This window comes from Acinetobacter sp. ANC 3929 (assembly GCF_000369405.1).
Lineage (GTDB): Bacteria > Pseudomonadota > Gammaproteobacteria > Pseudomonadales > Moraxellaceae > Acinetobacter.
The window spans coordinates 518,737-530,952 of sequence record NZ_KB849994.1 but is presented as its reverse complement, the minus strand read 5'-3'; the positions used below and the strand labels follow the sequence as shown (position 1 = coordinate 530,952).

General features: G+C 37.5%; 9 protein-coding genes and 2 tRNA genes. 3 read left to right on the top strand and 8 right to left on the bottom strand.

Features of this window, described 5'->3' with window-relative positions:
- Positions 1–242: 242 nt before the first annotated feature.
- Entirely contained in the window at positions 243–1,694 is a 1,452-nt protein-coding gene (locus F909_RS17235) for an amino acid permease (RefSeq protein WP_005145777.1), read from the bottom strand.
- Between the two features lie 462 nt (positions 1,695–2,156).
- Complete coding sequence (gene astA, locus F909_RS17240; RefSeq protein WP_005145775.1) at positions 2,157–3,203, bottom strand: arginine N-succinyltransferase; 1,047 nt, start codon at positions 3,201–3,203, stop codon at positions 2,157–2,159.
- A 641-nt stretch (positions 3,204–3,844) separates the two neighbouring features.
- On the opposite strand from astA, the gene F909_RS17245 reads away from it, so the two are divergent.
- Entirely contained in the window at positions 3,845–4,906 is a 1,062-nt protein-coding gene (locus F909_RS17245) for a hypothetical protein (RefSeq protein WP_005145773.1), read from the top strand.
- A gap of 22 nt (positions 4,907–4,928) precedes the next feature.
- On the opposite strand, the gene F909_RS17250 is transcribed toward F909_RS17245, so the two are convergent.
- The 6 genes from F909_RS17250 to F909_RS17275 form a co-directional block, all read right to left on the bottom strand.
- Positions 4,929–5,969, bottom strand: a complete 1,041-nt coding sequence (locus F909_RS17250; protein ID WP_005145771.1) for a helix-turn-helix domain-containing protein — start codon at positions 5,967–5,969, stop codon at positions 4,929–4,931.
- Between the two features lie 88 nt (positions 5,970–6,057).
- Positions 6,058–7,020, bottom strand: coding sequence for an oxygenase MpaB family protein (locus F909_RS17255; RefSeq protein WP_005145770.1), 963 nt, complete (start codon positions 7,018–7,020; stop codon positions 6,058–6,060).
- A gap of 229 nt (positions 7,021–7,249) precedes the next feature.
- Positions 7,250–7,323 (bottom strand) — tRNA-Trp (locus F909_RS17260).
- 68 nt (positions 7,324–7,391) lie between these two features.
- A tRNA-Leu gene (locus F909_RS17265) sits at positions 7,392–7,476 on the bottom strand.
- Between the two features lie 90 nt (positions 7,477–7,566).
- A complete protein-coding gene (locus tag F909_RS17270) occupies positions 7,567–8,406 on the bottom strand; it encodes a protein kinase domain-containing protein (protein WP_005145768.1) in 840 nt (279 codons plus the stop codon).
- On the bottom strand, positions 8,381–9,889 hold the full coding sequence (locus F909_RS17275) for a DUF3336 domain-containing protein (protein WP_005145767.1): 1,509 nt from the start codon (positions 9,887–9,889) through the stop codon (positions 8,381–8,383). The genes F909_RS17270 and F909_RS17275 overlap by 26 nt, the downstream gene beginning before the upstream one ends.
- Before the next feature lie 173 nt (positions 9,890–10,062).
- On the opposite strand from F909_RS17275, the gene F909_RS17280 reads away from it, so the two are divergent.
- Together F909_RS17280 and F909_RS17285 are read left to right on the top strand one after the other, a co-directional pair.
- Positions 10,063–10,953, top strand: coding sequence for an ATP-binding protein (locus tag F909_RS17280; RefSeq protein ID WP_005145765.1), 891 nt, complete (start codon positions 10,063–10,065; stop codon positions 10,951–10,953).
- 99 nt (positions 10,954–11,052) lie between these two features.
- Positions 11,053–12,153, top strand: coding sequence for a DUF6670 family protein (locus F909_RS17285; RefSeq protein WP_005145764.1), 1,101 nt, complete (start codon positions 11,053–11,055; stop codon positions 12,151–12,153).
- The last annotated feature ends 63 nt before the right edge of the window (positions 12,154–12,216 follow it).

Sequence of the window (12,216 nt, the reverse complement as noted above, 5' to 3'; positions counted from 1 at the left end):
TATAAATTTTTTTGCTTAAATTTAGGGCATTTTACCGATAGCAATACGCTTCTGTCTATACAGTATGGTCTGTTTATGACATTTTTCGTCACCCAAATTTCTAGGCTTTAAATAATACTTTTATCTTCATAGGGATAAAACAGTACTCAAATCATCCAACTCTAAAAATAATCTAAAAAAGCAAAGCCGAAGCTTTGCTTTATTTAAAAATACGTTGGGATGTAGCAGTTGATCAATTCAACTTAAACATAATCCACCCTACTGGTTTTTAACATATCAAGTTGCAGCATTTTTTTCTTTTTATAGCGATACGCAATCAATAAACCAATGAACCAGACAGGTGAAAGCCCTAATGCAATCAAGGTATCATGATCTAAAGCCAAAATAACGATGGTAAAAATTAAGAATAACATGGTCGACCAAGCCATGAATAATCCACCTGGCATTTTAAACTGAGACTGTTGGTGTAACTCTGGAAATTTTTTACGATAGCCAATATAGGAAAGAATAATCAGCATAAAAGTAAAAACACATAAAATAGATGTTAGTGCTGAAATAATCGTAAAAGCCGTCATTACATTCGGCACAATAAATAGAATAGAAGTTCCAATGGTGACGCAGGTCATGGAGAAAATCAGACCTCGAATTGGCACTTTCTTTTTCGATAATTTACTAAAGCTTTTAGGTGCATCATTATCCAATGCCAAACCGTATAGCATACGACTGGTCGCGAAGATGCCGCTATTTGCAGAAGATAATGCAGAAGTTGCGACAACAAAATTAACCAGTCCAGCAGCAATCGGTAAACCAATTAAAGTGAACATCTCAACAAAGGGGCTTTTTTCTGGCGAAATTTTTGCCCAAGAGGTTACTGCAATGATGCAAACCAATGCGCCCACATAAAACAGCAGAATCCGCAATGGAATTGAATTAATGGCTTTAGGCAGTGATTTATGTGGATCTTTGGTTTCAGCTGCTGTTGTTCCCACTAACTCTATCCCAACAAAAGCAAAAATAGCGATCTGGAAACCCGCCAAAAAGCCTGTAATTCCATATGGAAACATGGACTGCGTTTCAAATACATGGCTCATAGATGCTTTGACGCCACTAGGAGAAGTAAAGCCTGTACTAATTAAATAAATCCCAGCCAGAATAAATAAAATAATGGCGGAAATTTTAATCAAAGAAAACCAGAATTCGAGCTCTCCAAACATTCGAACCGCAACAAAATTCAGGATGGTCAAAATAGCAAGAGAGGTAAATGCTGGGATCCAGACTGGAATATCGGGATACCAAAATTGCATATATCCCCCAATGACAATCACATCTGCAATTGCGGTAATAATCCAGTTACACCAATATGACCAGCCAAGGAAAAAGCCAGCCCAAGGGCCAATATAGGCTGTTGCAAAATCGGCAAAGGTTTTAAAATTGGTATTCGCTAGCAGCAACTCACCCATTGCCCGCATGACGAAGAAAAAGAAAAAACCAATAATTAAATAAGTTAAAACAATAGAGGTACCTGAAATACTTAAGGTTTTACCAGAACCCATAAATAGTCCTGTACCAATTGCCCCGCCAATCGCAATCATTTGGATATGACGATTGGTCAAAGAGCGTTGTAATTTTTCTTCATCTTGCGGACTTTCCTGCAAATCTTCATCCAGAGTTTGCGTTCCTTTATTCTGACTCATGTAATCCTTACTCCAGTTTACAACAACCGTTATCAATGCTTAATAAAAATAAATATTTTCAAACTACCTTTAATAGAGAAATCCATTTGTTGCATAAAATTATTATCAAATTAATTTGTTATCCAAATGATCTCGTTCATCAATATATTCAATCCACTTTTTATCTAAGCTCTCCTAAGACTCGTTATTCTCCCTAAGCGATTCATTAACATTATTTTAGGCGCAGAAATCATATCCTATTCTTTTCTCTATTGAATATAACACTCGGCATACACGTACAATTAATCACCAACAGGTTGTAGAATAACACCCTTAAATAAGTTCATATTTTAAGCAGCTATCATTTTATATTATAACTGCATCGATATTTTCAACACCAAGCAGGTTCATACTGCGATTAAAATGCCATATGAACCTCATAAGCTTGGTTTATTGAATATTGCCTAGATAGCTATAAAGCATTTATTTATTCTTTTTATTGCCTTTAATATTGATATTCAGTATTCGGGCTGATTCACCATCCTTCAGGTGTAATTGATGAGCTTGTGCTTGAGTCAACTTCACCACATGCTGATCAGGCTGGCTATAAACCAGAATGGCTCGATAATTTGCATAGTCATCATTTGCAACAATATAAGCCTCATCATCTAAAGTGATCTGTTCAGCCAACTCAACTTTTACACTGACAATATGACTGTCTTTGATTGCTCGCAGGTTTTCGATATCAGCCTGCAAGGTAGCTCCGCCATCAAAGATATCGACATAGTTCTTATAGCGTAGCCCCTCTTCAATTAAAAGATTATAAGCAGGTACCGTATTCGGATGTACAGTACCAATTACGGCTTTGGCATCGTCTGGCAACATATCGACATAAAGTGGATGTCGTGGCATCAGTTCTGCAATAAAAGCTTTCTTGCCAGTACCACTTAAATAATCTGCTTTGCTAAACTCCATATCAAAAAATTTATGTCCAACTGCATCCCAAAATGGCGAATGTCCATTTTCGTCTGAAAAACCTCGCATCTCTGCCACAATGGTTTCTTCAAAATATTGGCGAAATGCAGATAGAAACAACAGTCGAACTTTGGAGAGAAACTTTCCATTCTTATTTAAACGATAATCTGGATCTAAAAATAAAGTACAAAGTTCACTGCAATTGGTATGGTTATTACTCAGATACAGAGTTGGCAAAGCCTTATAAACATTCAAAGGCTCCGAGGAATGCACTTGTGTCCCCACATGAAAGTTATACCAAGGTTCTTTTAGTCCCAGTGCGACCTCAATTCCACAAACCCCAACAACTTTATTGATTGCAGTGTCTTCCAACGCAAATAAGTAGCCCTGCTCCGCTTTGTCCAATTGACCTTCAACGGTCTTGACAGCACGATCGATACGCGCAGCCAATATTTCCATATCTGGCTGTAAAGAAGTTAAGCCAAAACCCGCTTTTTGCGCCAGCTGGTACAAATCATGGATATCCTTCTGTTCAATATAACGGATGATCATCATATGGCTTCTCCCTTATTTTGAATCACAATCAATGAAGCATCGACTCCGCGTGTTACTTTGCTGGCTAAGACTGCCTAACTCACTTTTTCTATGTTGAACCATACACATTACAAACATTTGTTATTCCTTAATTATTCATTTTCCCTAGCGACAATCCATTCCTGGCTGAGCTGGCTTTATTTATCTAAGTCTTTTGTGACTTCTTTCATCAAGCTGAAATCAAAGTTGAATAAGCTAAAATGATCAACAACAATGCTGATGACTCTATTATTCAAAAACTAATTGGCACAAAAAATTTAAAATTATGCAAAAAATGTACTGTTTTTTAGCATTTTATTGATTGACAGTGACAATATGGAAACTATTGATCGAATTGTTTAAGCTTGATAAACACGTTTTGCTATCCCCAAACTCATAAAATCAGAAAAATTCATAATTCTTATTACTACATTAATGTTTTTACAACTAAAGATAAAAACACCCCTATTTCACGATTTAGCCTTATTTAACTAGATTTGAATTTTTCAGCTCTTTTGTCATAAAAAATGCATGAATTATCAAAAAACAAAATTTTAAATCAATCATTCTTATAAATAACTCCATATTTTAGAAAGATATTCTTTTCCACAAAGAACAACCTTATGTTTACTAAAATACGTCAAAAGACCATTTTGGCTTTTCTCTTTACAATCAGCTTAAACCATACCAATGCAATGGATTCAATGACTGATAAAGAGCTGTCCGAAGAAACAGGTCAGGCACTTTTTAGTATTCAAACTATTGCCCCTGATTCCAATGGGAACCCAAATCAAAATATTGGTTTTTATCGATTAGCAATGCAAGTCGAAATGGAAAGCAATCTAAACATAAAAAGCTTGCAACTTGGATGTGGTGGAGTAAAAGGAGCTGGATGTGATATAGATCTCTCCAATGTAAGTCTGACGGGTGTAAATCCAATTGACAATAACTTTGCCAGTACAGACGCTAAAATTAAAAATCCTTTTTTTGAGTTCGCCATAAAGCATCCTAACTCTGCTGCATTACGAGAAATAGTCGGCCTACGCTTGGGTGCAGAATCCGTATTGGGGTTGCTTTCTCTTGGTTCAAATCCTGATTCTGAAAATATCTTGGATGACACTGGGATAGGAACAATCACTGGGGATTTAAATATAAGCGTGACTGACTCAAAACTTAGTAATGGATGTGTCAGACTTCTCGTCTGTTTACCTTTCACAGGAACTTTAGCACCCTATAACACATCGATAAGCGTGAATCGGGCAAAAACTATAGATCTGACTGGATTACAAGCTACCACAACGTCTGTAGTAGGTTTTCCAATTGGGTTAACCTTAAATAATATTAATGTCTTAAACCAGCCATTGAGTACGGTTCATAGATTATTGCTTGCAAAAGATAAAGATGGAAATATTCCAACCAGTGACTTCTATTTATCATTACAATCGATGCCAATCACTTGGCAAAAATTGAGCTCTCAAAGCTTTGATAATCCACAAGCACAATCTGGCTGGTGGATCTCCTTGCCTAATCTCCAAATAAGTAATTTAGATATTAAACAACAAGTTGAAGTTGCAGCATCAGATGTGATTGGAGGTATATTGTTTAATCAACCTATTTATATTAACCCATTAGATTTAGGTCAGAAGCATGCACAAAACTGCTATGGGTCATTAAAATTCTGTTAGTGATTTACTTACGCTCTATAAGTTACAGAAAAGACTTTCTATATTTGCTAGGACTCAGCCCAGTGACTCTTTTAAAGAAACGGTTAAAAGCACTTTGTTCAGAAAAAGCTAATAAATTTGAAATTTCCGCCAAAGAAAGTAATTGATCAGTCATATACATTTTAGCCAACTCTAATCGCACCTTATCCAAAAGAGTTTGAAAATTTAGATCCTGATCTAATAGTCTTTTATGCAAAGTTGATTTAGACATTGCCAACTCTTTTGCCACATAATCAAGTGTTGGATTTCCCTCCTCAATCCCATGACCTAGGACCTTCTGAAATTTAAGAACAAAATCAGTGTGAATATTTTTCTGTTCAAGATTGATTGATTTTAGATACGCTTCAGCTTGTCTATCGAGCAGCTCCAAGAAATACGTATTATTTAAATTTATAGGAAATTTTAATATCGCCGCATTAAAGCTCACAGCACCACGACTAGCATCAAAGAGAACTGGGCATTGAAAAAACTCATGATAAATGTTGGTATTTTCAGGCTGATTTCCTGGAAGTTTAATCAGAGTAGGTTGTAAAACGCTATATGCATTTGTGAGTTGATGTAACATCTTAATAAAACAACTTATTCCCAGCTCATAACCTATTCTTATAATTTCTAAAAGCCCAGTATGATTTTTATATATTTCTAAAGATGGGACATTCCAACTTACGGTAACGGATTCATCATCCTCTATAATATCAACTGAAAAACCATCCCACATTAATGCATAATATTTCTTAAACTGCATGATTGCTTCATTAAAGTTTTGACATGGTAATATCAAATAGCCCAATAAACCTGAATATACAGGTTGGAAATATTGAGCAATTTTCATTCCAAGCCCAGATTCAGGACATTTTTCCTGAATTAATCGCAAACATAATCCAAGCTCTAGAAGTGGGACTCTGCCATCAATTTTCCAACTCTCAAGATAAGTTTTCCCCAAAGGTATATCGAGATGATTTTCTGAAATAAATTCAAGAAACATCCCAGCAATAGAACCATTGATAGTCGGATTTTTATTCATAACTTTGACAGAATATTTTCTTAAAACTATATCATAAGTTATTTACTTATCACTCTTCATAACTCTCACTATTAAGAAACGCTTAGCCTCATGATTTTGCTATCATTGCATGATTCATTTGAACGTATCCATGCGTTCCAATTCTGCTCTCAAACAGCTCCTTAATCATCTCGATCGAAACAGCTCTCACAAATAGCTTACCCAATAATATTGCAAATTTATCTTTTCTCGGAGATCGAGGTAAACCTGCTAAATTGCAAATTTCCTTGGGGGTTAAAGTCACCACAACAACCTTCAATACAGGATAAAACTTAAGTATTAATTTCATAAGCTGATCATCCGTCTCTACAGAAGAAGGATCTAATAAAGTATTAATGATGTCACGGGTCTGTTGTGTAATTACGGCTTTAGAATTGGTTAATCTTATATAGCGTCTAAACTCTTCACGCGTATCAGGAAGCTTTTCTATGTCTTTAAGACTTGTCATATCGTAACCATGCTGTAATGCACTTTCTTTTACAGATGCAATACTTAAATCTGGATAAAATTCCTTTAAGGATTCCAGATATCGAATACTTTCTTTAAAGTACTGCTGCTCTTCTTCAATCGGCAGTTTTCCAACTAATTTCTCATAAGCATAGTAGACGGAATGCCAAGTGATGAGATGGGTACCGACAACGAGAAGCGGGTCATGTGCACTATAATGTCTCCCAGTTAATGGCACATTACCTTTGATATGAGAATGTAGTTTAAACAACCTATTATTGGCTTTCTTTACAGTCTCCGTATCCCCAAAAATGACCGTAAGGAAATACGACATTGTACGGCTTAATCGCCCTACAGGATCAGACTTATAAGTTGCTCGATCTGCCAAAGCAGCCGCTGCATCCATACTCCCCAAGACTTCAATATAAAAAGATCGAGTGAGTCCAACAAAAGCTGCAGGATGAGACCACACCTTCCATGTAATTGAATCAGGGCCGAATAAACCAAAATCTTTGGTTGAGTTTGGCTCGACATCTAATTGGAAATGTATATTGGAGTCTGACATATATAAACCTACTGACTAATTTTGAACTGAGAGAAAACTTTGATTTACTTAAGAATCTCTGATCAAAATAGTCCGACTATCTGTTATTAATATTGACTCTAATCATCAAGTTTTGACTTTAAATGCTTTTTTTATTCATCTTCATCAATTTTTAAGTTTTATAATCATAAATTAAAAATATTTAGACAATAAAAAAGCCCTTGTTTTCACAAGGGCTTTTTTATTTATTTGGCAGAGGATCAAGGACTCGAACCTTGACGAACGGTTTTGGAGACCGTCATGCTACCATTACACCAATCCTCTATAACCACATGATTAAACTATATTTTGTTTAATCATAAAAAAAGCAAGATACTCTTGCTTTTTAAATATGGTGGGGGCGAAGAGACTCGAACTCTTACACCTTGCGGCGCTGGAACCTAAATCCAGTGCGTCTACCAATTTCGCCACGCCCCCGATGGGTATGCATATTAGTGAGAAACATTCATTCTGACAAGTGTTTCTGCTAAAAAAACCAATCAAATGAACATATAATATTCAAATCAACTATTTATTTTTATTTTCAAGCAAATCTCTGACATTTAGAGCTGCTTTTGCAGCTGAAACTGAGCTAAACCGCTGTTCGACATGCTTTTTCAACAAGCCTTTAAGCAAAGGCAAAAAGCATTGCAGTGTCGATGGAAGCTGAATTTTCAATTGCTGGCAATGTAAAACAGCCCAATCATGATAACTGCCTGTCTTTAACGTTGATTGAGTCAACCATTCATATAAAATAATACCCAAAGCATATAAATCACTTTGAATCGTTTTTCCTGTCCCTCGAAAAAGCTCTGGCGCCATATAATGTGGTGTTGCATCCAAAGTCTGAATGGGAAACCCAATCCTAAAACATTGCTCAAAATCAATCAGCCGACATGAATCTTCATAGAAACGGAAATGTTCTGTCTTCAAATCACCATGAATCCACCCCAGTTGATGTAAAGCATCAAGTGTGTCTAAAGCAGCAAGAATTTTCTGCTGGATGCTTTTAATGTCGTTCTCGTCTATTAAATCCGTAAAAAAAGCATCTGAATTGGCAGTTAACAGCCCTACACCGCCCTCCGTTGCATCCAACTGATTCACAACATCACTGAATTGAATAATTTGATACGGCAACAGAAATGGTTGTTGTGTATGTTCATGCAACAGGTAAAAGTTAAGTTCACGCTGAAAAGCCTTCGCCAAAACATGCTGACTGTTTGCTTGATGGAGTTTCAGCCAATAAGTTTGCTGATTGGCTTGGAAGGCATATATACGTCGTCCGAATGCATAACTCTGCGTTTTGGTGGCGAGACTTAAATTTTCAAATGGAATTTTGGGATCAAAGATCCACGTAGTAAAACTCATTCTGCTGCTTTTCTTCCTGCTTTCGCAATGATGTTAAACAATGCTCAATGGTTTTACCAATCCGTGCATGGATTTCAATCGAGGCGATTTTAGGCCATGTTGCTCGCTCGCCCTCTTGTTGCAGAATTTTGAACAGTTTTGGTCGTGGATTTTTTAGCATATAGCTATAGTGCCGGAGACCATACTTGGCAATGATATTCACATCACCGTAGTAACGTTGCCCCAAAATACCATAGCCATGATCGAGCATACGACGAATCGGAAAAAAACTGCCCATATAATTACGGGTTAAATCCATCACATCCATGGCAATAGTTTTACCTTGATGACGAATAATACGTTCAGGCCAACTCAGTACATCACGTCGGAAACGGTTGCTATCACTCTGCATAAACGGCACGATATGTGGATTGACCTGACTGGCAATGGTGTAATTAATATTATATAGCCGAGCCATCTTTTCCTGCGGAAAATCACTGCGCATACTGCCATCCACCCATTTGGTATTGGCGAGGTAAGGCGTATGTTGCCCATCATAACGCTTACTGGTCAGATGCACAGGTGGAAATAAAACAGGTACCGCACAAGAAGCCAGTACTGCACTCCACACCAGAACATTCGGTGCAGTCAGTGCATTCATAATTCTTGGATTTTGTGCAGTGTTATAAGGTGCGACAACAATATTAATATGACGTTTGGATTGCTTATAAGCTTCTGCAAAAGTGACGTCTCCAAGATTCTGCATCAGGAATTTTTTCAAATACATGACATCAGCGACACCGCCACGTCCCCGAATCAGTTCTGTAACCTTTCTAAATTTAAATGCATCACTAAAAAAGTATTCCCCTTTAAGCAATTCAGGTACTTTCTCAGGTGGTGAAACGCCGAGCATCCCTGTCATAATCGCCCCTGCGCTGGAACCTGATAACACTTGCGGCATTAAATCTTGCTCTATCAGTGCCTTGCAGACTCCAGTATGAAATAGGCCTAAGGTCGCTCCACCAGAAAACATGAGTGCGGGTTGCCCATAAGCTTTTTGGCATTCTTCAAAAAATTGGATTTTTTCTTTAAGCTGAAACGTAATACATTCACTTGAGGCCAAATAACGTAAACAGTCACTCATTTCCTCAACATAGTTTTCGATAATTTTTTTAGTTCCAATATAGGTCTGTGCAAATAACATGGGATGCCCAATATTGGCAAAGTCATAAGACAGACCTTCTCTTAACACATAGATCAGATCTAAGGTTCGATGCTGCATTCGATATTTTTTTAACAAGTTATAACGTTTAGATAAAATTTCTGCATCAAAATAAGACGATTCATTGTCATATTTCCATGCCTCATGACCAGATTCCTCATCCAGTTTTAGTGCGATTTCTTTCCATTCATCATAAGAGTGCGCATGTCGTAAGTGTTCTTGTAACACATCAACCCTATGTGTCTGATATGTATTCTTTTTCTCTTGAACTCTATTGAACATTCGCAATTCCAATTTTCAGTATATTTTTATATTCTTGCACCTATACAATGCAAAAAGCAGCCACAACAATCAAGGGGTAAATCGATATATTTCGATATTTCTGATGATATTTTCTTTATTTCCGTAATAGCAGTGATAGTATCCCTATTCATCATTGAGTTTGGTTTGTATTTATGGCTATCCTTGATTTACCCGAATCTATTATCCAATCGTTATCCAGTGTTTTAACACAACTCCAGCAAGTTCTACCCGCACTGAGACAACCGACTGATTTTTCAGCAATCGCTTTTCGCTGGGAAAATCAACAACTGGTCGCGATACAACAACCCAAGAAGATGTATCTGGAAGATTTAAAAGGCATCGAACGCCAAAAAGACAAAATTATCCAAAACACTTTACAATTTCTGAACGGCTTACCAGCCAATGACGTCTTACTGACAGGCTCTCGCGGTACTGGAAAATCGTCGATTGTCCGCGCCCTACTCACAGAGTATTCAGCACAAGGCTTACGCTTGATTGAAATTGAGCGCGATGATTTATCCGATTTACCCAAAATTCAAAAACTGATTGAAAATCGTCCTGAAAAATTCATTGTTTATTGTGATGATCTGGCCTTCAATGCCGAAGATGAAAATTATCGAAGTTTGAAAAGTGTGCTGGATGGTTCACTGCAATCTGGTTCAAGTAATTTTATTATTTATGCCACCAGTAACCGTCGCCATTTACTGCCTGAGTTTATGCACGAAAATACACCCGTAAGGAAGGTCGACGTACCACAATACACCGAGTTACATCCACAAGAAGCGATTGAAGAAAAAATTTCACTTTCCGACCGTTTTGGGATGTGGTTATCCTTCTACCCAATGGATCAACAGTTGTATTTACACATCGTAGAGCATTACATTGTAAAAGCGGGCTTGGAATATAACGATCTGGTTCGTGGTGAAAGTTTAAAGTGGTGCCAAGCACGTGGTCAACGTTCTGGACGGGCTGCCTACCAGTTTTCAAAACACTGGATCGGCTCACAGACCTTAGAGAAATTGTCAAACAAAGCCCATGTATAAATGTCCTGAAAAGCTGTAGCTTTGTCCTTATTTCCGCTTAGCACAGGCAATTGTTTCTCATAATCTACTTTTCAACATGGATCGAGTTTAGGAAACAAAATGAAGAAACAATTGCCACCGACTTCCCTGACTAGCAAAATCTTGGGTAAAAGCCTGTTATTGGCACAAGGTACGCTCGATAAAGCAATACAATATTCAACAACACCATTTTCAGATCCAGACATCATTCGCCCACGCACGGATGGGAATTTTTATACGTGGACGCATTATGGAATCTTCTTTCCGCTGCTTCCCGGGCCACATCGTTATTTAAATATTATGATTTTACTGGGTACCCCAGGAGCACTTGCATTTGATCATGATGATATTACCTTAGGCGACCCAAGAAAGACTGCAACTTTTTTCTCCAGTACTGCGGCGGTAGATGAGCATCTATTAAAAGCGTATCTCATTCCAGAACAAACCAATATTCAAGACAATGGAACAATCATTGAGCTAGGTCAAGAAGTCTCAATTCAAGGAACTCTACCAAATATTCACCTCAAAGGTGCTTATCATGGACTCAGCTTTGAGTTTGATTTGGATGTCACAGACCAAGTTTCATGGTTTATTAAAACACCGATTTATGATCATTTTAGTTTATTGGCAAACTTCAAAGGTCAGCTTGAATATCAAGGTCAAATTACCCTAGCCGAAGGTTTATGTACTTACGAATATGCCCGAGCAACTGGTGCACATGGCGTGGTGAAAAAGCTGTTGCCTGAACCTTATAAATTACCACTCGATTTCTTTACCTATCAAATTATCAATTTGACGGATACCACCCAATTATTGCTCACCAAAGCTGATATTTTGGGTCAAGCAGCAGCGTATACCTTACATGTTCGCCATACTGACAAAACAGCAGAGGTCTATACCAATGTTGAGTTCAAGGTGATTGCGCATCAAGTTGAGGATTATGTTTCACCAAGCGGCAAGAAAATGCGCTTACCACACTTGTTCTCTTGGTCGGTGAAAGATGATGCGGATCAGAAAATTTTAGCTATCACTGCTGAAATCGACAGTCCGTTTCGTTATGGACATGGTATTGGCTATGCCAGTGCCTATACCTTTACAGGTGAATATCTGAATCAGCCAACCCAAGGCCGTGGCTATATCGAATATGTAGACGTCGAGAATCAAAATGCATTTAAAGATTAAATGAACACCGTGATTGGCCTTTGCTGAAACATCAAAGGCTAATCTATCTAAAACATACTCATA

Excerpts from the sequence above, each read along its gene's own strand:
- F909_RS17235 (WP_005145777.1), bottom strand. The coding sequence starts at position 1,694 with ATGAGTCAGAATAAAGGAACGCAAACTCTGGATGAAGATTTGCAGGAA.
- astA (WP_005145775.1), bottom strand. The coding sequence starts at position 3,203 with ATGATGATCATCCGTTATATTGAACAGAAGGATATCCATGATTTGTAC.
- F909_RS17245 (WP_005145773.1), top strand. The coding sequence starts at position 3,845 with ATGTTTACTAAAATACGTCAAAAGACCATTTTGGCTTTTCTCTTTACA.
- F909_RS17250 (WP_005145771.1), bottom strand. The coding sequence starts at position 5,969 with ATGAATAAAAATCCGACTATCAATGGTTCTATTGCTGGGATGTTTCTT.
- F909_RS17255 (WP_005145770.1), bottom strand. The coding sequence starts at position 7,020 with ATGTCAGACTCCAATATACATTTCCAATTAGATGTCGAGCCAAACTCA.
- F909_RS17270 (WP_005145768.1), bottom strand. The coding sequence starts at position 8,406 with ATGAGTTTTACTACGTGGATCTTTGATCCCAAAATTCCATTTGAAAAT.
- F909_RS17275 (WP_005145767.1), bottom strand. The coding sequence starts at position 9,889 with ATGTTCAATAGAGTTCAAGAGAAAAAGAATACATATCAGACACATAGG.
- F909_RS17280 (WP_005145765.1), top strand. The coding sequence starts at position 10,063 with ATGGCTATCCTTGATTTACCCGAATCTATTATCCAATCGTTATCCAGT.
- F909_RS17285 (WP_005145764.1), top strand. The coding sequence starts at position 11,053 with ATGAAGAAACAATTGCCACCGACTTCCCTGACTAGCAAAATCTTGGGT.